Raw genomic sequence first — 21,716 nt, 5'->3', positions numbered from 1 at the left:
CGCCCCCTCACGCGGCCTTGGTGGACATCACGCCTTGCGCGGTCTTCCTGAGCTCCTCGGCCTGCGCGCCGAGCTTCTTGGCCGCCGCGAGCATCTGCGCCGCCGCCGACCCGGTCGAGACCGCCGAGTTGGAGAGCCCCACCGCGTTGGACGCCACGTCGGCGGTGCCGCGCGCGGCTTCCTGCACGTTGCGTGCGATCTCCACCGTCGCCGCGCCCTGCTCCTCGACGGCGGCGGCGATGGTATTTGCGATCTGATCGATCGAGTTGATGATGCCGCCGATATTGCCGATCGAGCCCACGGCGTCCGCGGTCGAGCCCTGGATGGCCGTGATCTGCGCCCCTATCTCGGCCGTTGCCTTCGCCGTTTGATTGGCGAGCGACTTCACCTCCTGCGCCACCACGGCGAACCCCTTTCCGGCCTCGCCCGCGCGCGCGGCTTCGATGGTCGCGTTGAGCGCCAGCAGGTTCGTCTGCCGCGCGATGTTGCTGATCAGTTCCACGACGTCGCCGATCCGCTGGGAGGCCTGCGAAAGGTTGCGGACCTTGTCGGACGCCTGGTCGGCCGTCGCGACCGCTCGTCCGGCGATCTCCGTCGAGCCCGCCACCTGACGCGAGATTTCCTTCACCGATGCCGAAAGCTCGTCCGCCGCCGAGGCGACCGTGCGCACGTTGGCCGAAGCCTCTTCCGCCGCGGCCGCCACCGCAGCCGGCTGGTCGGTGGCCGACCGCGCAGACCCGGCGACGGAATCGGCGGCACGCTCGAGCTCGACCGCCGTATGCGCGACGGAGCCCGCCATCGACACCACGGTCCCCGCAAGCTTGTTGAGCTCACGTCGCCCCGCGTCGAGATAGACCGAGATGGCGAGATCCATGTCGAGCATGGCCACCTTGATGACGGCGTTCTGCAGCGCCGTCTTGCGATCGGGTGCAGACGCCCCCTTGCCCTTCCATCCCGCAGCCTCCTGCCCCGGCCGTGCACCCGGCATCCGGAGCGCGATCGCCTGCAGGAGACCGTTGAGCAGGGAGTTGTAGCCGCCGATGTACCAGCGCGGATCGAGGCCGATGCGATGGTGCGTCTCGCCGATCCGCTTGATCGAGGCCTCGTAGACCTCGTCGAAATTTCCCTCGAGAATGGTCTGCCAGTGCCGGATCTGCGCGCTCCTGGCACCCGCCATCATGTCGCGCGATTTGAAGAATGCTGCCGTCTCGGGATACTTGACGACGTGCTCATAGAAGCCGTCGAGAATGCCCGGCAGCTCGCCAAGAAGGAAATCCTTGTACTCGCGGAGCAGCCGCCGCGTTTCCTCGTCGATCTGGTTGAACGACAGGCGTGCGGACATCAGCGAATTCGCGCTCATTGCCGTGCTCTTTTCCCGAAGAATGCCCCAGACGGACGCAAACTGGATACAGCCCCGATTAGTGTTCGCGCGAGAAATGGAACGCAACGCTACGCTGCGATCGACACAACAAAACATCGTATAGATAACTGTAAAATATAGGATCTAACCGTATGCGGAATTATTTTCGATGAGAAAGCGATGAGTCGCGACAAAAAACAAGCGCGACATTAAATCACGCGGCTTGTGAAGCGGGGCTTTGATCTCGCGCAACGACACGACGATCGAAAATCAATGCGCACGTCGGCGGATAATTTCGGTGGCCGAAGCCGCGCCGAAAACGCCTGGACGGGCTCTGCTCGAAACGAGGCGGGCGGAGACACATCGCATCTCCGCACCGTCAGCAAGTGGCTTTCCGGCCCAAGCTCACTCCGCAGGCGCGTGCGCACCTTCGCGCGCGGGGCGCCGGCGCGCGAAGAGCTGACCCAGCCACCGGCAGATCACATAGAACACCGGCGTGAAAATGAGGCCGAACACCGTGACGCCGATCATGCCCGCGAACACCGCGGTGCCGAGCGCCTGGCGCAGCTCCGCGCCGGCACCCACGGCCCAAACCAAAGGCACGACGCCGAGAATGAAGGCGAGCGACGTCATGATGATGGGCCGCATCCTGAGGCGCGCCGCCTCCTTGGCGGCCTCGAACCTGTTCTTTCCCTGCTCCTCGAGCTGCGAGGCGAACTCGACGATCAGGATAGCGTTCTTCGCCGCCAGTCCGATCAGCACGACGAAGCCGACCTGCGTCAGGATGTTGTTGTCCATGCCGCGCAGGATGACGCCGGAGATCGACGCCACGAGGCTCATGGGCACGATCAGGATCACCGCCAGCGGCAAGGTCAGGCTCTCGAACTGCGCCGCCAGCACCAGGAACACGAACACGACGCCGAGCGCGAACGCAAACGCCGCCGTGTTTCCTGCCCGGATCTGCTGGAAGGCGAGCTCGGTCCACTCGTAGCTGAACCCCTGCGGCAGCGTTTCGGCCGAGATCTTCTCCATGAGCTCGATCGCCTGCCCCTGCGAGTAGCCGGGCGCCGCGGCACCGTCGAGCTCGGCCGCGGGGTAAAGGTTGTAGCGCGGCACGCGAGACGGCCCCGAGATGTCGTGCACCGTCGTGAAGGTCCCGAGCGGCACTGTATCGCCTGCAGAATTGCGCACGCGAAGCTTGAGCACGTCCTTTGTGTTCACCCGGAAGGCACTGTCCGCCTGCGCCGTCACGCGGAACGTCCGCCCGAGCAGGTTGAAGTCGTTCACATAGGCCGAGCCGAGATAGGTCTGCAGCGTGGTGAATACGTCCGTGACGTTGATGCCGAGCATCTGCGCCTTGACGCGGTCGATGTCGAGGTAGAGCTGCGGCGTCGCGTTCTCGAACATCGAGAAAACCTGCATCAGACCGGGCGTCTGGTTCGCTCTCTCCATCATCGCGCCGACGACCTGCTGCAGCGCTGCCGGCCCGGCACCGTTGCGATCCTGGACCATCATGCGGAAACCGCCCGCGCTGCCGATGCCGCGCACCGGCGGCGGCGCCACGACGAGCACCAGCGCGTCCTGGATGGTCGAGAACTTGGCGAGCAGCGCCTGCTGGATGGCCCGCGCCGACTGGTTCGGGTCGCGCGCGCGCTCGTCGAACGGCTTCAGCACGACGAACACGGCGCCCGCATTGGGCGCATTGGTGCGCGTCGCGCCGGAGAAGCCGACGAAGTTGACGGCATGCGCCACGCCCGGAACCTCGAGCGCCAGCTCCACGGCCCGGCGGTTGACCTCGTCCGTGCGCGCGAGCGAAGCCGCCGGGGGAAGCTGCGTGATGGTGATGAGATAGCCGCCATCGAGCGCCGGGATGAAGCCGACCGGCGTCTTGCGGAACTCGTTCATGCCGAAGGCGATGATGCCGACGTAGGCGACGAGCATGAGGATCGAAAGCCGCACGATCCGCCCCACGAGCCAGGCGTATCCGCTGGACAGCTTGTCGAAGCTCCAGTTGAAGAGCCGGAAGAAGGCATGCACCGGCCACATCAGGAGGCTCGGGCGGCTATGACCATCGGCGTGCGGCTTGAGCAGCAGAGCGCAAAGCGCCGGCGACAGCGTCAGCGACACGATGAGCGAGATGACCGTCGCGCCGGCGATGGTGAGCGCGAACTGCTGGTAGAACTGGCCCGAGATGCCCGTGATGAAGACGGACGGCACGAACACCGCCGACAGCACGAGCGCAATCGCGACCAGCGCCGCGCCGACCTCCTCCATCGTCCGATAGGACGCCTCGCGGGGACTCAAGCCGTTGGCGATGTTGCGCTCGACGTTCTCGACCACGACGATCGCGTCGTCGACCACGATGCCGATTGCGAGCACCAGCCCGAACAGCGACAGGTTGTTGAGCGAGAAGCCGAACGCCGACATCAGGAAGAACGTACCGATCAGCGAGACTGGAATGGCCACGATCGGAATGATGGCGGCGCGCCACGTCTGCAGGAACAGCACCACCACCAGCACGACGAGCACGACCGCTTCCAGGATCGTGTGCACGACCGCATCCACCGACTGCTGGATGAACTCGGTGGGGTTGTAGATGATGTCGTACTTGATCCCGGGCGGGAACCCCTTCGAGAGCTCGGCCATCGTCGCCTTGATCTTCTCGGCCGTCGCGATGGCGTTCGAGCCCGGAAGCTGGAAAACTCCGAGAGCGACTGCCGGGTTCTTGTCCAGATACGAGATGAGGCCGTAGTCGAGCGCGGCAAGCTCGACGCGCGCGACGTCCTTGAGCCGGACGACGGCGTCTCCGGACTGCTTGACGATGATCTGCGAGAACTGGTCCGGATCCGCAAGCCGACCTTGCGTCTGCACGGAGATCTGGAATGCGCCGGGCTGCGTGATCGGCGGCTGGTTGAGGATGCCGGCCGCGACCTGCACGTTCTGTCCCTGCAGCGCCGCGACGACGTCGTTGGAGGTCAGCGCCAGCGACTGCATGCGGTCCGGGTCGAGCCACACGCGCATGGAGTAGTCGCGGCTGCCGAACACCGTGATCGAGCCGATGCCCTCGATGCGGCTCAGGACGTCGACGACGTTGACGCTCGCATAATTGGAGATGAACAGCGTGTCGCGGGAGTTGTCGGGCGAAAGCAGATGCACGACCATCATCAGGTCCGGCGAGGCTTTCGCGACCGTGACGCCGATGTTGCGCACGTCGCCGGGCAGGCGCGGCTGCGCGATGGCGACGCGGTTCTGCACCTGCACCTGGGCCGTGTCGAGATCGGTGCCGAGATCGAACGTCACGGAAATGGAGAAACGCCCGTCTCCGGTCGAGTTCGACGAGATGTACAGCATGCGCTCGACGCCGTTGATCTGCTGCTCGAGCGGAGCAACGACCGTGGACGCCACCACCTCGGCGCTGGCGCCGGGATACTGTCCGGTGACGTTGACGACCGGCGGCGCGATCTCGGGATACTGAGCGATAGGCAGCCGGCCCAGCGACACGCCGCCGACGATCAGGAACACAATCGAGATGACGGCGGCGAAGATCGGCCGGTCGATGAAGAAGTGCGAGATGCGCATGGCTCAGCCCTGTCGCCTGGACCCGGACCGCTCGAGCCTGTGACGGCGCGAAGCGGAAATCGTCGGTCTCACCAATAACGTCCTTCGAAGGCGAGCCCAGATCGGGCTCGCCGGACGCGATGCGGAAGCACGATCAGTTCGTGCCCACGACCGTCTCTTTGGATTCGCTCGTGGCCGTCGCTTGCTCGGGCGCCACCTTGACGCCGGGCCGCACCCGCATCAGGCCGTTGACGACGACCGTATCGTTGGCATCGAGCCCCGCCGTGATCACGCGCAGCCCGTCCACTATGGGTCCGAGCGTCACGTACTTCGGGTTGGCGACGTCGTCGGGCGAGAGCGCGTAGACAAACTTGCGCACCTGCTCCGTCGCGATCGCGCTGTCGGGAACGAGCAACGCCGTCGCCGGCGGCGACGTGGTGATCTGGATGCGGCCGAACATGCCGGGTGTCAGCTTCCCGTCCGGGTTCTTGAACTCAGCGCGCGCACGAATGGTGCCGGACGAGCGGTCGATCACATTGTCGACGAAGTCGATCTTGCCTTCGTGCTTAAAGGTGTCCTCGTCGATCAGTTTCAGCCGCACCGGAATCGACATGCCGCGGTTGGCGCTGCTCGAGGCCTGCGCCGTCGCCACCTTGAGATAGCGGAGGTACGACGCTTCATCCATGGTGAACTCGAAGCGGATCGGATCGACCGAGGCCACGGTGGCGAGCAGGGTCGTGCTCCCGGCCGTCCCTCCCGTGACGAGGTTGCCGATCGACACGCGCCTATCGCCGATGCGCCCCGAGATGGGTGCCTTGAGCTCGGTGAACTGCAGATCGAGATCGGCCTGCGTCACGGCGGCTTCCTGTGCCATGACGGAAGCTTCCGCCACGCGCTTGGCCTGCGTCCGCTGGTCCAGGGTCTGCTGCGTGATCGAGGTGCCGGGCACGAGATGCGAGCCGCGCTTCAAGTCGGCCTCGGCAAACGCCAGGTTGGCCTTCGCCTGCTCAAGCGCCGCCTTGGTCTGGTCGAGCGAGGCCATGAACGGCCGCCGGTCGATGGTGAAGAGGTCGTCCCCTTGCTTCACGAGCTGGCCGTCGGTGAAGTGGATCTTGTCGAGATATCCCGAGACGCGCGAGCGCACCTCGACGAAATCGAAAGCCACGAACCGACCGACATATTCGTCATAGTCGGAAACAAGCTTCTGGACCGGCTTGGCAACTGAAACCTTCGGCGCCGGCGGAGCGGCCGCGCCCGAGCTGGCGTTGGGGGCTTCCCCACAAGCCGCGAGCGGCAGGGACAGGAGCAGAGCGGCCGTAAGAGCAGAACGGAAGCGAGGTTGCATTGGCCCTCCAGCACAAGAACTTGATGCCGCGTCTCGAGCTTGTTCGAGATCAGTGCCCGGCGAAAAGGATTGCGCAAGCCTCGAAAATCCGGGATTGAGATTACGAGCCTTGCGATGACATTGATCCGACGGCCAAGTTGCCCTAAATTAGGGGGAGTTACTGACCGGTAACACCCGTTTTGGTACTGAGCGGTAACATAACAGTCAAGGGGCGATGAGCAAGACGTGGTCCAGACCCGGCGAAAAACTGACGCAGCCGAGGGCGCCCTGCCACCTCCGCGGGAGCGCATTCTGACCGTTGCACGCGAGTTGTTCTACCGCCATGGCGTGCATGCCGTAGGTGTGGAACTGATCGCGGAGGCAGCCCAGACTAATAAAATGACGCTCTACCGGCACTTCAAGGCGAAGGACGAGCTCGTCGTTGAATATGCCCGCGGATTGGCGGCCGAGGGTGACGCCGTCTGGGAGCGCCTCGCAGCGGCATACCCCGACAGCCCCGAGAAGCGCCTTGCGGCCTGGGTCGACCACGTCGAGGAGATCCTGACCAGCCAGTTCGAGCGCGGCTGCGCACTCGCCAATGCGGCCGTAGAGCTCCAGCCCGACCACCCCGCGCGCGCCGTCATCGAGGACTACAAGCAGCGCAAGCGCGAGCATCTCGTGAGGTTGTTCGCGGACTCACACTACCGCAACCCGGAGCTGCTCGCCGACGAGGTGTTCCTGCTCTTCGAAGGCGCGCGCATCAGCATTCAGTGCGGCGGCCGCGGCCCTGCCCTGCGCGCCGTGCAAATGCTGCGCGACCTGCTGGCCGGCGCCGCACGCGATCCCGCCTGATCTCCCGCGAACGCCATCCCGGCCTCAACGCCAAAGGCCGACGTCCTCCCATGTCTCAGGCGGAATCTCGTCGCCGAGCTTGAAGGTGAACACGAGCGCCTTCATCTGATCGTCCGACACCGTGCATTCGAACGTAAGCGCATACCAGTGCGCGTTGGCGCGCACAGCCGCGCCCTTGGCCGACACCACGCTGCCGTCGAAGTGGGCGCGCCTGAACGTATCGGGCATCAGCCGATCCGCCTTCGCAAGGCGCTTGTCACCTCGCCGTACCGCCTCGAGACCCTTGATGGCACACGCCTGATGCGCCCGCTCCTCCGGGCTGAGCTTTGCCAGCGAGCGCTCGAGCGAGCCGGCCGTTGCCGCGCTTGCATCCCAGACGAAAGCCATCGAGAAAATCGCAGCACATAACAGACGCACGTCCACCTCTCCCCCATCGACTTGTCCCGTGCCTCAAGGACCAAGCAATTGTGGCGGCATTGGGCAGACGTCGTCAACGGAGAGACACCTCGGACATGCGCGTGGTCACGCACCGCTTACGAGCGCGCATCACCATCTCCAGGCTCGCCCGGCGCGGTCCGATCCGGCGGCGTCTCCCCCTCCTTCGGCGCGTCCCGCTCGCATCGTTCCTCGAGGCTGACGAGCTTGTCGATCATGCGCCAGGGCAGAGGCCGCTCGATGATGGCGTCGTAGGTGCGGCGCAGGGCGCCGCCCAGATATTTCAGGATCTCGTTCATCCCTATGGAAACTGATTGGAGGGAACCGGAGTTCCCTTGCGGACCTAGTGCGTGTCGCGTCCGAATGCCTTGCGCAACTCGCCCTTTGCGCGCTCGAGAATGTGCAGGCGCCGCCGCGAGAGCGACGAGCCGGCGCGGTTGATGTAGAAGGTCAGCATCGACATGGCGGAGCGATAAGGCTCGCTTTTCCGCCGCGTGCTTCGCTCGGCCGAGCGCTTGAGCGATCGGGCGATCTCGTCAGGGCGCTGCTGTGCGAAAACACCCGTCTCGAGATCGAGCGCATCGCTGCGCCGTGTAACGTCGGCCGACCATTTGCGCTTCGACGCCCGGCGTTTGGCGAGCCGCGACTTGCCGCCGGGTGCGGATCTTTTCTGGGCCATTCGACGTCTCCATAACGTTCTCAGACGTGGAGGTGCTGGTGTCTTAAATGCCCGCCGCGGATCCGACCCATGTCCGCGGCGGCCTGGCTTCGCTCAGTCGTGGTCGATCAACAGGACCACCGTCTCCTCGGCCGGATCGACGATGGCGATCTGGTCGTCAGCGACAAAGTAACGGCACGACGCGAGCTTTCCGGTGCGCGAGATGACAGGCTCGGGAAACGTCTTGAGCTCGATCTCGCCCGGCACGGACCATCCGACGGTGATATCGGACACGTCCACCTCGTTGTTCATCTGGATAGAGCGCACGAGATCGTCGCGCTCGTCCTCGCTGAGCGTCAACGTCTCCGAGCAGCGCTCGGCGGCACCGCCACCACCGCCCGCATACCGCGGCCCATCAGCGGCCGGAAGAACGGCCACGACCTCATAGGTGACAGGATCGCAGATGACGTACTCGTCGTCGACGTATGCGAACACGTAGCCACGATACTCGGGAACCACCTCGACCACGGACGTCGGCACAGGCACGAACTCCCAATCGCCCGGCAGCCTGGCCCCGACCGAGATGTCGATATCGACGTCGGTCCGCCGTTTCACATCGCGCCGCTCACGGAACGCCGTGCTGACACGCTCGCGCCTCTCACCCGAAAGGTCGGCTTTCCTGGCCTCCTCCAGCGCTTTGCGATCGCCCTCGGCCGTTGCTTTACCCGTATCGGCCTGATCCGTCGTCTCCGCCGCCTTGCCCTTGTCGGCCTTGTCAGTTTCGGCTGCTTTGCCTGTATCCGCAGGCTCGGCCTTCTTGGCATCGGCAGCGTCCTTGCCGCCGTCCCCCTTGGCACGCTCGCCACGGTCCCCACGTTCGCGGTCGGGCTTCGCCTGCGCGTCCTTCTTTACCTTCGGTTCGTCTGAAGACGCATCGCCGGTCTTGTCGCGCGTCTCGGTCCGTGGTTTGCGACCTCGATCCTTGGCGTCATCGGAAGTTTTCTGACCGGCCTCGCTGTCGTCGCGTGCCCTGGCGCGGTCTTGGCCTCGCGCGTCATCGGTGCGCTCAGCACCGCTCGGCTCGGGCTCCGGCGGATCCTTTCGGGCATCCGGGTTCGGCCCCTCCGCACGCCGTCCCGCATCCGGAATCATGCCGGGCGCCTCTTCGGCACCTCGCGAGTCCAGCGCATCTCCGCGCGCACCACCCGCGCGTGGGCCGTCACCATCAGCGACATCGAGGTCCGGTCCTCGTTCCAGTCCTTGCGCAGGACCGGGTATGGTATCGCGCCGCCCATCCTGGGCCACGGCAATCGTGGTCCCGCCAAGCATCAACAGCGCGGCAAGACCAAGGGTCGGCTTGTTCATGTCCAGCTCCTTTTTTTGCAGGAACGAGCGTGTCGCCCCTGTCCGACCCTGTAAGCGGCAACAGCGCCGCGGCGGAGAAGGTTCCCGGAATGAAAAGGCACACGCCCGGCGAAACCGGGCGATTTGAGAAGTGGATCAGGAGCTTTCGGGCACGCGGTTGAGCGCCGCTAGGGCCGGGCAACGTAGACCGGGCTCGCGGAGTTCTGCCGCGAGCCTTCCTCGGCGAGATAGAAGCTGTTCACCCAGCCCGTGATGGCGCCATACCGGATCGGGCACCAGTCGGCGCGGCATTGCCCCGTGATCTGCACGCGGCGTCCCGTCGGCGGAATGGCCGCAATCGAGTCATGGGTCTCGGATGGCCCGCGCCGCACGTTGAGCACATCGCGCCGATGAACCCCGGTCACTCGATAGAGGGGACCGGCCGTCACTCGTGACGGCACAGCAGCCGCACCGTTCGCATTTTTATCGGACAGCGTACGCGTCGCGGGCACACGCTTAGCCGGCGCACCCGTCTCGAGCGAGGCATGCCGCGTGGCGCTCGCCTTCTTGGCGGGCGCGGCAGGCCCTTGGCCAACTTCTTTTGCAGGCTTCTGGACTGGAGACGGAACGGACCGAGGCTCGTCGGCCTTGGCCGGCTCCGTTGCCTTTGCGTCCAGCCCGACGCGCGCCGAGGCTTCGAGCAATCCTGCCCCGCCGAACCGCATGGTTGGTCCGTCGTCCAGACTGTCCTTGGAGGTCGAACCGAGATCTGCGCGTGCAACGACCGTAGGCGGCAGCTCCTGCACGGTCTCCTGCGCCGCGTTCCGGGTCTCGGCCGGGACCGGCACCTTGTCCTTCGCGATGGAGGGCTTCCTCACGGGCACGGGGATCGGCTCGTCTGCCGGCGGGGGCGCCGATACGGGCGCGGCTGCAGCGACCACCGCCGGCTTGTCCTTGCCCTTGGGCGTCCAGCCGACGAGCGTGCCGGTGCCGGTCTCGCCGTCATCAACCTTGCGCCAGTAGATGCGGGCGCCCTCCTGCCGGATCGTGAGACAGCGCACGCCTGCCTCGAACCAGCGGAACCATTTCGTGCAGAGTTTCTCACCCTCGACCCACCAGCGCCCGCGGTCCTTGGCGGAACCGAGGACAGGGGCCAGAACGCCGGCCTCCGCCGACACCAGCCCATCGTTTCCGAAGCGCATGGGAACGGTCGTACCAAGCGGCGTGTCGATCTCGACGGTAGATCCGGAGACGGCCGCCTTGAGGTCGTCGTCTGCAAGCTGCACCGGGTCCGCGAGCGCGCCGGTCGCTCCTGACAGAAAACCGATGACGATGAACGGCCTGAGCAACGAGCAACCCTAACGCTACAGTACCTGCCGGCTAGAGCCCTTTCCTCCCCCACGAGTGTGGCAGGAACAGGGTCCATCCCGGCGTTCAGCCCGAATAATCCCGGCCCGCCAGCAGTCTAGCGGACGAGGTGCAGAGAGCGAAAGGCTGCGCCGCACCACGCCCATCATTAGGTCGACAGGTGTTACTGTGCGGTAAACATTTCGCTTGCGGGCAGGACTCCCACGCGCGCCCAAGCACCACAAAGACATTGAAGAGGCTCAGACAATCCCAACCTCGGACCAAGCGCGGCCGGGATCTGCGAGGAAGCTCGCGGCGGCGGTAGTCTCAGGCGTCCGTAGACATCCGCACTGGCCCTTGTCAGGCGCTCCGCTGCTCGGAGACCAGCGACGAGCCGAGCATGCGGCCGAGCGCGTCGAACGCCCCATCGAGATCGGCGAGCGTGAGCACGATGGCCCGCGCCACGTGATACTCGGCCCGCACGGCCGGATCGGCAAACGTCGAATGGCCCGACAGCATGCGCAACAGCCCCGTCAGGTCGGACGCCAGCGTCCGCACAAGGCGCGCGGCAGCCGTGTTCTGCTGCGGCCAGCGGATGGGAGTGGTAAGCGCGCGCGACGTGACGCCTGCGATGGTGTCATCGCCTCGCACCACGCCGGGCCGCAGCTTTTCGGCATAGACGGCGTAGGTGACGAGCAGCGCCTCGATCGTCTCCGGGACGCTTTGTCGGTTCTGTTTCAAGAGCTCGAGCAGATGCCGCGCATGAATCTCCCAGCGTATGAGAAGCTCGACCGTCTCGGGCCTCACCTCGTCGCTGCCGAAGTGATGGAACGTCAGCCGCGCCAGCCGGCGAACGATCTTCTCGGCCTTCTGCATCCGCCGCTCCGCAATGTCGGAGGCGAGACGCTGGATCGCCTCGCGGAGCACGTCCGCCCCGGCCTGGGAGGCATCACCCCCTTCGCCCGCGCCCTCGGCATCGACGAGGACGACGTCGCGGAACTGCCCGCGCGTGAGGCCTTTGAGCCGTTCCGTGACGTAGGTGATGTCGTCCTGGGTATCGAGCCCGTCCTTATGGGTTGCGACGAGCAGCGCATTGCGGTTGCACCGCTGCGGCAGCGCCGACCACGCGGCCCGCTCGCTCTCGGTCCACGCCCGCGTGGCGACCGTGCACCAGACAACGATGTCGGCATCTCCGACGAACGTCGCGGGATTGGCGGACGGCGGCGTGTCGAGGATCTGGTAGGTCTTGAGCCGCTCGATCGGCAGCGCGATCTGCAGCGCCCGATACGGGAGATCGGTCAGCGCATCGTCGTCGTCGCTGTCGATGCGGATCTCGGTGCCGTCGTAGTTCACGCCGTAGATTGCCGCGGATTCGGCATAGGTGATGAGCACGGGCACATGCGTGTTCGACACCACGCTGGTGGGGAGCAGGCCCTGCCCGATCAGAAGATCGGTCACGGAGGTCTTGCCGGAGTTGTTCTCGCCGAGGATGACCACGCGCAACGGCCGGCGCAGCACCTCCTCCACGCGCGCGAGCCCTTCGATGCAATAATTCAGCGCCGCGTCGTTGATGTTGGTGGCGATCAGGCGTTCCCGAGCAGCCCTCAACCGCTCGGGATACTGCGCGGATGCTCTACTCATGTGCTCCCAGTGCCCTCGGTTTTCAGGACCGTGTCGATGTACTGAGCGAGAGTTTCGAGATGCTGGGTCAGAGTTTCGTTGTCTTTAAGGCGCTGCGCCTGGGCCCGGAGCCGTTCATCCCGGTCCTGCGCCGCTTTGTCGCTTTCTGCCGGACGCAGCGCCGCGTCGTAGTCCGCCATCAGCAGCTCGAGCCGCCGCTTGAGCGCATGCTGGATATTCCGGCACGCACCGAACGACCAGCGGATCGTCGTCGTGCTGAAATGATGGAACTCGTTGCCCGCGAGCTGCACGAGCTCGTCCGCAATGGGCGCGAACTCGTCCCGGATCAGCGCCTCGATCCTGGCCCCTGAGGCCTCGGGCGACGGCAGCCGGCTCCAGAACACCCGCCACTTGGAGGTCTCGAGGTCGAGCACGAGCATGCGGCTGAGCGGCGCGATCGTGGGCGTTGGGATGGCCAGCGTCTCGCCGCGCGGATCGGCCAGATCGGGCTCCGGCACGAGCGAGCGCATCAGCTTGTGCAGCTCCGGGACGACGCGCGCATGGAACGACGTCAGGCGGTGCGCGGCCTTCTCGAACCCGACGCGGAACTCGTTCGCCAGCGCCCGCCTCAGCTCCACGCCTTCGTGCGTCCAGACGCGGGGCGGCCGTCCGCGCGACAGGGTGTCGATCAGCACGTCGCGCTCGCGCGCCGCATGCGTGTCGATCGTGACCTGCAGCGTCGCGCGCAGCCGCTCCTTCTCCTCCTGGATGATCCGCGCGAGCTGAGCCTCGATGCCCGCGGCCGAGGCCTCGATGTTGGCGGCAACGCCCGCAAGCAGCTCGCGCTCCTGGGCGTAGATCGCAAGCCGCTCGTCGGTCACCGGCGCGGGGTCGCGCCTGGCGTTTCCGGAGGCGGCCAGGATTTGCAGCTCGCTGCGCGCAGCGCTCTCGCACGCCCGCGCCATCTCGGCGAACGAGCGCGTGATCTGGCGCAGCACATAGGTGGGGTGCGCCATGCCCATCAGCGTGTCGACAGCCTGATTGACGGCCGGCAGCCCCGACATGGCGAACAGCGACTGGCGCATCCGCTCGCGCGCGTCCGCCGAGGCGAGGGCGACCGAGCCGAGTTCGTTCGCCCGGAGCAGCCCCGCCCGCAGGAGGTAGCTCGAGGATTTGCGCCTGAGGATGCGGGCCGCCGCGTCCTCGTCGAAGGCAAGCGCCTGATTGGCCCACCAGGCACTGCCGTAGACCACCGGAATGCTGGATCCGGGAAATTCCATCGCCAGCTTATCGCGCACGAAGGAGACCACCTGCGGCAGCTCCGTATCGAGATCCGAGAGATCGTCGATGCGGTTGATCAGGACCACGATGCGGTCCTTGTTGAGCCCCCGCATGATCCGAAGCAGCGCCACGTCGTTGTCCGACAGCGGCTGGCGCGCGGTCAGCACAACGATGTAGACGTCCGCCGAGCCGAGGCTGCGGCGCGTGATCTCGTCACGGATCAGGAAGGGGTCGTTCGTACCCGGCGTATCGACGATCGTCGACGGGAAGTCGAACGGGCCTTGCTGGCAATAGATGTCCGCGGACTTGGTGATATCGGAGTATTTTCCGATCGACGGCGAGCCTGCGAAATCGCCCGAGCAGACGTAGTGCTCGAGCGTGCCCGGATCGAGATTGAGGAAGAAGTGGGCCTGCCCCAGGAGCTTCTCGAACTCGTCGCCGAGCCGCTCCTTGGCGCGTACGCGCAGCATGTCGGCGTGCTGCTGCAGAAGCTGCGGCTCGAAATCCGGGACCAGGCGCTCCGTCAGCTCACGGATCGTGCCCCCGCCTTCCGCAAGCTGGTCCCACTCCGTCCGCTGCAGGAACGTGAAGACCGCCGCGTAGCCCCCGGGCGACGGCTGCCCGAAATGCAGGTTGGTGACGGCCGTGGTCCACGGCGTGACGTTGGTCGGAAGGAAACGCGGATTGCGCACCAGCGCATTGATGAACGAGCTCTTGCCGGACTTGATCTGCCCGACCACCGCGATACGGCACTCGAGCTGCCTCAGGTTGTGCAGGGCATCCGCGATCAGCGGCCGGGCGGACGGCTCTACAAGCCCGGCAAGCACGTCGCCGCAGCTCAAGAGCTGCTGACGCAGCCCCTCGAGCCGGGCGCCGATGCGGCCAGACGTATAGACATCCTCCCCCGACCGAGTTGCGTGCAAGCGTCCAGAGCCTCCCCGGCACCACGGTGTTCAAGCGACCAGTCTGCAAAATCACGAAAGACGTGGCCGAAACGTGTCCAACCAATATGCCGGGTGTTATACGCCTGAGGTGACGATGACGCGGCTATCTGGCGCCCGTATCCGCGATATAGCTGGCCGCCTCCCGCGTACCGAGGGCTAGCGCACGCTCATACCAGGCTTTTGCGAGGGCAGGGTTAGTCTGGTTGTCGGCATAACGCAACGCCTCGATCTGCGTCGGATCATAGCTGCGCCCGAGCTTGAGGGCTGCCGTTCCGGAGCCGAGCTCCGCGGCCTGCTGCAGCAGCGTGCGTGCGGCATTGATGTGGCCACCCTCGAGAAGCTGCTCGGCGCGCCGCACCAGGCCCTCCGGCGTATCGGTCGACTGACGCTGGCTCGGGCTGCCCGGCTCGACGGGCTTATACTCCAGCCGGCTCGGAACGACCCGTTCGGAGGCCGGAACCGGCGCCACGCCCTGCTGGCTCGATACGCCTTGGCCCGACATGACCAGATAGACGGTCGCGGTCGAGAGCGCTGCCGCCACCACGGCGGCGACAAAGATCGCCGCGTTCGAGCCGCCCTTCTGGGCCGGCAGCGCGGCAACGGAAACGGGCCCGTGGTCGTTATGCACGGGCACGCCACGCAGTGCGCCGACATAGCCGCGCTGCTCAGCCTCCGCCTCGGGGGCGCTCTTGGCTAAGCTCTTGCTTCCGTCGAGACCATCGAGGCGGCGAAGCAGCCTCTTGAGCTCGTCCATTCTGGGTTCATCCGTGTGTCCCATCTGCAGCCATCCAAACAGGTTCCCACACTGCACTGTGCGTATATTAATTCGGCGCCCTCGGATAACGGCCGAATTATCTCGCACAAGATTAACTCAATACAGGAAACTACTGTAGTTCCTAGTTGCTGCAAGTATGTCGCATGGCGGACATTTGAGCATCGCGCTCAAACGTTCGGCAAATCGAGCACGCCGACCAAAAAGAAATGGGACGCAATTAAACAAAATAGCCGGTCGCGGTTCCGATCGACGATCCGGCACGTGGATTGCTGGGCCGCACGCTTGTATAGCGTGGCGTGACGGGCGCTTGAGAGACGAGACGGGGAGCGAGGAGCCATGATGAAGCCACGGACCGCGGGGCTCGCCGTGTTGCTGGGCGCGACGACATGGACTGCCCCGGCGTTGGCGGCTTCCGACAAGGGCGACACGGTCTTCCTGATGGTCTCGGCCGTGCTGGTGCTGCTCATGACCGTGCCCGGCCTCGCGCTGTTCTACGGCGGGCTCGTACGCACCAAGAACGTGCTGGCCACGTTGATGCAGGTCTACGCCACCGTCTGCCTGGTCTGCCTCATCTGGATGCTCTACGGCTACAGCCTCGCCTTCACTGGAGACCCGCGCACGACCCCCTTCGTCGGCGGGCTCTCCAAGGCGTTCCTCGCCGGCGTGACGCCCGAGTCCCTGGCCTCGACCTTCTCGCACGGCGTCTACATACCGGAATACGCCTACATCTGGTTCCAGATGACGTTCGCGGCCATCACGCCGGCCCTCATCGTCGGCGCATTCGCCGAGCGCATTCGCTTCCCCGCGCTGCTCCTTTTCATGGCGCTGTGGGTGACCATCGTCTATTGCCCGATCGCGCACATGGTCTGGTACTGGCCTGGCCCCGACGCCTTGAGCGAGGCGGCGCGCACTTCGGCAGCCGCCATCGGCGAAGCGAAGCCGGCCGCGGATGCGTACCTGAACAGCCTCCTCGCGAGCTCGGGCCTCGCCGTTCAGTGGGGCGCCATCGACTTCGCCGGCGGAACCGTCGTCCACACCAATGCCGGCATCGCCGGCCTCGTCGGCGCGCTGATCCTAGGCCCACGCTCGGGCTACGGACGCGAGCCGATGCCGCCGCACTCGCTGACGCTCGCCATGGTCGGCGCGGCCCTGCTCTGGGTCGGCTGGTTCGGGTTCAACTGTGGCTCGAACCTGGAGGCGAACGGCACCGCGGCGCTGGCCATGGGCAACACGTTCGGCGCCACCGCGGCTGCGGCGCTGTCTTGGATTTTCGTGGAATGGGCGATCAAAGGTAAGCCGACGACGCTCGGCCTCATCACCGGCATGGTCATCGGCCTCGTCGCGGTGACGCCGGCCGCAGGCTTCGCCGGTCCCATGGGCGCCATCGCGCTCGGTATCGTGGCCGGCATCGTCGGCTACGGCGCCTGCACCTGGATGAAGAGCTGGCTCGGCTATGACGACACGCTCGACGTATTCGGCGTGCATTGCGTGGGCGGTGTCCTCGGAGCCCTGGCCACGGGCATCCTCGTCGACCCGCGTTTCGGTGGAACGGGCGTCGCGGACTACATCGCGCGCCCGGGAGAGATCACCATCGGCTACGATATGGCCACGCAGATGACCGCCCAGGTCAAGGCCGTAGCCCTGACCCTCGTCTGGTCGGGCGTGCTGTCGGCGTTCCTCTACAAGTTCGTCGACCTCGTGGTCGGCCTGCGTCCGCCCAAGGACAAAGAGCGCACCGGGCTCGACCTCACCGACCACGGCGAGCGCGGCTACCACTTCTGACGAAAATCGAGATAACAGGACGGACCGCCTTCCTTTTTTGGCAGCGCCCCGGCCTTACTCTCACCCCGACTCGTGCGCTACGAATGGCCTGCGACGTCGTCGTCAGAGCCTGGGAAGTCTCAAAAACCCGATGAGCAGGATGAGAAGGACAGCACGGGCAGCGGTGGCCAGCCTTTTCCTGGCACCCACGCACGCGAGCCTCGCACAGCAGGCGGCCGAGCCGGCTGTTCAATCCGCACCGGCCGCCGCGGACGAGATCGCCGAGATCTTCAGCATGGTCGGCGACCAGCTCTATGAGGACTGCATATTCGACCTTTCGGACGAGCAGGTCGCGGTGCAGGCCGCCCTCATCCAGTCCTATATCGAGAAAGGCGCCACCAGCGCCGCCGCGCGCCGCCTCGCCGCGACGCAGATACAGCCGCCCGAGCTGTCCGAGAAATGCGAGCAGGTGAGACGGCCGGCGGAGCCTCCCGCGCTCGACTGGACCACCACCACGCAGCCAGTCCCGAAGAAGACGCCCGCCATCGAGGCCGCTCCCAAACTGCCGAAGCCGGCGCAACCGGCGCCGGTCATCGTCCTCGCGGACAAGAAGGTGCCACCGCAGTGGGACTGCGCCCCGGGCGTCGACTACGTCACCATTCGCCTCAACGGCTATGAGAGGAAGCTGACCGGCGGCGAGATCTGCAATCCTTTCCAGGATGTCGTGCGCGAGGTCCCCGCGTCGGCGGCGAGCTTCCGCCTCGGCTACACGATCAAGACCGGGCGCCTTTTCGTCATCTCCGACGATCCGCAGGCGAACGGCCAGACCATCGCCTGGGGCCTCTCCGGCCGGGACGTCTGCCGCAACAATCCCGATCCGGACTGCTTCGCCGCACGTGCGGTCGGTCCCCTGCCCCCGGGGGAATACGCCTTCGCAACGGAAAGCAAGCACCGCGTGAGCTGGGGCCCCAAGACCAAGCGGCACGTGGCTGCCGTCTATCTGAAAAAGCTCTGGAACAAGGAGCGCTTTAGCCCCGAGCACACGGCCGCCATCATGAGACGCGGCAACATCGCCATCCATGTCCGCCTCAAGGGCGAGATGTCCGAGGCGTGCATTGGCCTCGAGCCGAAGGGCTGGGCGTATGTTGCCTCGCTGATCAAGGACGGGCGGGCGACGAGCCTCAACGTCTATATCGACGAGCCGCACCCGCAGGTTGCCGAGGCTCCGCCGGTCATCGTCGCCTCCTCGTTCTCCCTCACCTCCCTGTTCAAGTAGGCCGCGACCTGCCACTCGCGGTTGCCCGCCGAACGCATCAACGCTATGAGTTGCAACACTGATTTGCGATTACTAGGTCGCATCGGCCGATGGGCACCCCGCCCGTGATGCCGATGCCGGTTCGAGAATGACCCCGCTTCCCGACAGCACCTTTGCATTTCCCGAGTTTGCGCCCGGGGAAGTCTGGCTCGTAGGCGCCGGACCCGGCGATCCGCGCCTGCTGACGCTGTTCGCGGTGCACGCCCTGCAGCAAGCGGACGAGATCTTCTACGACGCGCTTCTCGATGCGCGCATTCTTCGACTGGCGAAACCGGAAGCCATCCTCACCTCGGCCGGCAAGCGCGGCGGCAAGCCGTCCCCGCATCAAAGCGACATCAACATCGCGCTCGTCGAGAGCGCCCGCCAGGGCCGCCGCGTCGTGCGGCTCAAGGGCGGCGACCCGTTCGTCTTCGGCCGTGGCGCGGAGGAGGTGCAGGCTCTGGCAGAGGCAGGCATTCGGGTGCGCATCGTCCCCGGCATCTCGGCCGGGCTGGCCGGGCCCGCGCTTGCCGGCATCCCCGCGACCGTGCGCACGACCAACCACGCGGTGATCCTGGCCACCGGCCATCGCGTCGTCGACGCCGAAACCCTGGCCGAATGGGAGAAGCTCGCCCGCACCGGGCAGCCCATCATCCTGTTCATGGCCATGTCCCGTCTGGCCGAGATCGCCAACGCATTCCAGCGCGGCGGCCTCCCGGCGGATACGCCCGCCGCCATCATCGAGAACGCGACCACCGACCGCGAGCGGGTCGTCGAAACGTCGCTTGGCGCGCTCGCCGAGGACGCAGCGACACACCGCTTCGACCCGCCGGCCATCGTCGTCATCGGAAAGATCGTGACGATCCGGCGCGAATTGCAGAAGCTGCTCGCACATTGGCATCTGTAGTCGTGACTTCCGGGGCGCGAGACCTTCTCATGAGAAAGCTGCTTGTCATCGGCATCGGCGCCGGCAACCCCGACTTTATGACCGTTCAGGCCATCGACGCACTGAACAAAGCCGACGTGTTCTTCGTGTTCGACAAGGGCGAGCCCAAGGGGGATCTCGTCCGGCTCCGCAAGGATGTTTGCGAGAGGTTCATCAGGGACCGGCCCTATCGCTTCGTCTCCATAGAGGACCCCGTGCGCGATCCGCTGCCGCACGGCTACAAGCAGGGCGTCCGCGATTGGCACCGGGAGCGAGCTTTGAGACTGGCATCGCAGATTGCGGCCGAGATCGACGAGGACGGCTGCGGCGCCTTTCTCGTCTGGGGCGATCCGAGCCTCTACGACAGCACGCTCCGCCTGCTCGACATCCTGCGCACCGATACGAGCCTCGCGTTCGACCATGACGTCATCCCCGGCATCAGCGCCGTTCAAGTCCTGGCCGCCCGCCACCGGCTGGTGCTGAACACGATCGGCGGCACGGTCGCCGTCACCACCGGACGCGAGCTTGCCGAGCACGGCTTTCCCGGAGATGCCGACAGCATCGTCGTCATGCTCGACCGCGGCGACGGCTTGCGCGCGGCGTTGAGAGAGGACGTGGACATCTACTGGGGTGCCTACCTCGGCACACCGAACGAGATCCTGCTGTCCGGCAGGCTGCGCGACATCATCGACGACATCGAGCAGATCCGCGCCTGCGAAAAGGACCGCCACGGGTGGATCATGGACACCTACCTCCTGCGGCGAACGCGCGCCGGCTAGACGATGATCGCTTCGGACCCTATCAGTCCGAAGCGTGAATCATCGGTCTCATCAAAAGGTTAGAGCGCGATCTCGATTCAATCAAAACTGATCGCGCTCTAATCAGGAGCCGGCGTCGACGGCGGACAAGAGATGGAAGAAGGAGCCGGTGACGCTCCCCGCGCGGGAGCCGGCCGCAGCCGATCGCGCACCATCCTCCCAATCGAGCAGCGGCTCGCCCGCGTCCGCCAGCAGCGTCGCGTAGTGAAACTCGTGCCCGTAGAGCGCCGCGCCCTTGCGGCCCAGCGCGCAGTCCGATCTCAGCGTGGCCCGACGATATCCGAGGTGCAGTCTGCGCTGGCGGAACGAGGTTTCTGCCTGCAGCAGGCCGGCCATGGCGTGGCGCGCGCCGTCGGCATCCTCGAGCCCCTGCCCGAGCACCATATAGCCCCCACATTCCCCGTGGATCGGCACGGATCTCTGCGCCAGCGCCTTGAGCCCCGCGATGAAGCTGGCCGCGACAGCGATCCTGCCGGCGTAGAGTTCCGGATAGCCGCCGGGGAGCCAGACAGTATCGGCGTCTTCTGGAGGCGCCTCGTCCAAGAGCGGAGAGAACGGAAGGATCTCCGCGCCGGCTGCCCGCCAGCCCTCGAGCATATGGCTGTAGGCAAACGAGAACGCATCGTCGCGCGCCACCGCGATGCGTTGCCCGGGCGGATTCACAGCCCGCACGCTCGTATCGCCGCCGTCCAGCGGCAGCTTGGCATCCTCGGCCGCCGCAAGTAGGCCGTCGAGATCGACCGCCCCCGCGACGAGCGCGGCAAGATCCGCGATGCGCTTCGCATAGTCCGCGTGCTCGCCGGCTTGCACGAGACCGAGGTGCCGCTCCGGCAGACGAACATCCTCCGTACGGCGTAGCGCGCCGAACACCTTCATGCCGATGCGGTCGAAACCTGGACGGATGAGCGCCCCGTGCCGCTCGCTCGCGACCTGGTTCAGGATCACGCCCGCGACACGGACCTCCGGCCGATAGCGCGCACACCCAAGCGCCAGCGCCGCCGCGGTCTCCGTCTGCCCCACGACATCGAGTACGAGCACGACGGGCCAGCCGAGCAGGGCCGCCAGGTCCGCCGTCGATCCGCCTCCGGAGAGGCCGCGATCCGCCGCGCCGTCGAACAGGCCCATCACGCCTTCCGCAATGGCAAGATCCGCGCCTTTCACGGCCTGCGCAACAATGCTGGCGATCAAGGCCTCTGACATCGCCCACGTATCGAGATTGAAGCTCGGCCGCCCCGCGGCCCGCGTGTGATGCCCGGTATCGAGGTAGTCCGGCCCGGTCTTGAACGGCTGCACGACGACACCCTTCTGCCGGAGCGCGGCGAGCAGGCCGAGCGTGACCGTCGTCTTGCCGGAGCCGGAGCTCGGCGCGGCGATAACGAGGCCACGCGGAAGTCGACCCACCTCCGCCATCACCGCCCCC

17 protein-coding genes are annotated in these 21,716 nt (G+C 66.0%); 5 read left to right on the top strand and 12 right to left on the bottom strand.

All coding sequences use genetic code 11. The features are described 5' to 3' along the window. Nucleotides 1-7: 7 nt before the first annotated feature. The 3 genes from IT540_RS07955 to IT540_RS07945 form a co-directional block, all read right to left on the bottom strand. On the bottom strand, nucleotides 8-1,360 hold the full coding sequence (locus tag IT540_RS07955; protein ID WP_291175460.1) for a globin-coupled sensor protein: 1,353 nt from the start codon (nucleotides 1,358-1,360) through the stop codon (nucleotides 8-10). A 405-nt stretch (nucleotides 1,361-1,765) separates the two neighbouring features. Further along, nucleotides 1,766-4,939 carry a multidrug efflux RND transporter permease subunit gene (locus tag IT540_RS07950; RefSeq protein ID WP_291175458.1) on the bottom strand — a complete coding sequence of 1,058 codons (3,174 nt, stop codon included), beginning with the start codon at nucleotides 4,937-4,939 and terminating at the stop codon, nucleotides 1,766-1,768. A gap of 133 nt (nucleotides 4,940-5,072) precedes the next feature. Continuing rightward, on the bottom strand, nucleotides 5,073-6,263 hold the full coding sequence (locus tag IT540_RS07945; protein ID WP_291175456.1) for an efflux RND transporter periplasmic adaptor subunit: 1,191 nt from the start codon (nucleotides 6,261-6,263) through the stop codon (nucleotides 5,073-5,075). Nucleotides 6,264-6,488: 225 nt separating this feature from the next. Here IT540_RS07945 and IT540_RS07940 point away from each other — a divergent pair, with 225 nt between their 5' ends. Continuing rightward, nucleotides 6,489-7,094 carry a helix-turn-helix domain-containing protein gene (locus tag IT540_RS07940; protein WP_291175454.1) on the top strand — a complete coding sequence of 202 codons (606 nt, stop codon included), beginning with the start codon at nucleotides 6,489-6,491 and terminating at the stop codon, nucleotides 7,092-7,094. Nucleotides 7,095-7,118: 24 nt separating this feature from the next. On the opposite strand, the gene IT540_RS07935 is transcribed toward IT540_RS07940, so the two are convergent. From IT540_RS07935 to IT540_RS07900, 8 genes are all read right to left on the bottom strand, one after another. Then, nucleotides 7,119-7,481, bottom strand: a complete 363-nt coding sequence (locus IT540_RS07935; protein WP_291175452.1) for a DUF930 domain-containing protein — start codon at nucleotides 7,479-7,481, stop codon at nucleotides 7,119-7,121. A 146-nt stretch (nucleotides 7,482-7,627) separates the two neighbouring features. Continuing rightward, complete coding sequence (locus tag IT540_RS07930) at nucleotides 7,628-7,828, bottom strand: hypothetical protein (RefSeq protein ID WP_291175451.1); 201 nt, start codon at nucleotides 7,826-7,828, stop codon at nucleotides 7,628-7,630. A 44-nt stretch (nucleotides 7,829-7,872) separates the two neighbouring features. Beyond that, on the bottom strand, nucleotides 7,873-8,208 hold the full coding sequence (locus IT540_RS07925; RefSeq protein ID WP_291175449.1) for a DUF3175 domain-containing protein: 336 nt from the start codon (nucleotides 8,206-8,208) through the stop codon (nucleotides 7,873-7,875). Between the two features lie 93 nt (nucleotides 8,209-8,301). After that, the gene (locus tag IT540_RS07920; RefSeq protein WP_291175448.1) at nucleotides 8,302-9,552 is read right to left on the bottom strand and encodes a DUF1236 domain-containing protein; all 1,251 of its coding nucleotides are present in this window, start codon (nucleotides 9,550-9,552) and stop codon (nucleotides 8,302-8,304) included. Between the two features lie 167 nt (nucleotides 9,553-9,719). Further along, entirely contained in the window at nucleotides 9,720-10,880 is a 1,161-nt protein-coding gene (locus IT540_RS07915) for an SH3 domain-containing protein (RefSeq protein ID WP_291175446.1), read from the bottom strand. A gap of 358 nt (nucleotides 10,881-11,238) precedes the next feature. Further along, the gene (locus IT540_RS07910; protein ID WP_291175444.1) at nucleotides 11,239-12,519 is read right to left on the bottom strand and encodes a hypothetical protein; all 1,281 of its coding nucleotides are present in this window, start codon (nucleotides 12,517-12,519) and stop codon (nucleotides 11,239-11,241) included. Next, the gene (locus IT540_RS07905; RefSeq protein WP_291175442.1) at nucleotides 12,516-14,702 is read right to left on the bottom strand and encodes a dynamin family protein; all 2,187 of its coding nucleotides are present in this window, start codon (nucleotides 14,700-14,702) and stop codon (nucleotides 12,516-12,518) included. The genes IT540_RS07910 and IT540_RS07905 overlap by 4 nt, the downstream gene beginning before the upstream one ends. 124 nt (nucleotides 14,703-14,826) lie before the next feature. After that, entirely contained in the window at nucleotides 14,827-15,477 is a 651-nt protein-coding gene (locus IT540_RS07900; protein ID WP_291175440.1) for a hypothetical protein, read from the bottom strand. A 360-nt stretch (nucleotides 15,478-15,837) separates the two neighbouring features. Here IT540_RS07900 and IT540_RS07895 point away from each other — a divergent pair, with 360 nt between their 5' ends. The 4 genes from IT540_RS07895 to cobF all read left to right on the top strand — a co-directional run bounded on the left by IT540_RS07895 (nucleotide 15,838) and on the right by cobF (nucleotide 20,257). Beyond that, nucleotides 15,838-17,280: an ammonium transporter gene (locus IT540_RS07895; RefSeq protein ID WP_291175481.1), complete on the top strand. Its 1,443-nt coding sequence runs from the start codon at nucleotides 15,838-15,840 to the stop codon at nucleotides 17,278-17,280. A 139-nt stretch (nucleotides 17,281-17,419) separates the two neighbouring features. Then, the gene (locus IT540_RS07890) at nucleotides 17,420-18,535 is read left to right on the top strand and encodes a DUF2778 domain-containing protein (RefSeq protein WP_291175438.1); all 1,116 of its coding nucleotides are present in this window, start codon (nucleotides 17,420-17,422) and stop codon (nucleotides 18,533-18,535) included. Between the two features lie 127 nt (nucleotides 18,536-18,662). Then, entirely contained in the window at nucleotides 18,663-19,460 is a 798-nt protein-coding gene (gene cobA / locus IT540_RS07885) for a uroporphyrinogen-III C-methyltransferase (protein WP_291175436.1), read from the top strand. A 29-nt stretch (nucleotides 19,461-19,489) separates the two neighbouring features. Continuing rightward, nucleotides 19,490-20,257 carry a precorrin-6A synthase (deacetylating) gene (cobF, locus tag IT540_RS07880; RefSeq protein ID WP_291175434.1) on the top strand — a complete coding sequence of 256 codons (768 nt, stop codon included), beginning with the start codon at nucleotides 19,490-19,492 and terminating at the stop codon, nucleotides 20,255-20,257. A 102-nt stretch (nucleotides 20,258-20,359) separates the two neighbouring features. Here the strand turns inward: cobF and IT540_RS07875 are convergent, their stop codons facing one another. After that, entirely contained in the window at nucleotides 20,360-21,709 is a 1,350-nt protein-coding gene (locus IT540_RS07875) for a cobyrinate a,c-diamide synthase (RefSeq protein WP_366029488.1), read from the bottom strand. Nucleotides 21,710-21,716 lie beyond the last annotated feature (7 nt).

The organism is Hyphomicrobium sp. (assembly GCF_020852195.1).
In the GTDB taxonomy this organism is placed as follows: Bacteria; Pseudomonadota; Alphaproteobacteria; order Rhizobiales; family Hyphomicrobiaceae; genus Hyphomicrobium_C.
Note: the sequence above shows the minus strand (reverse complement) of the source record. Positions and strands in the feature narration are given on the sequence as shown.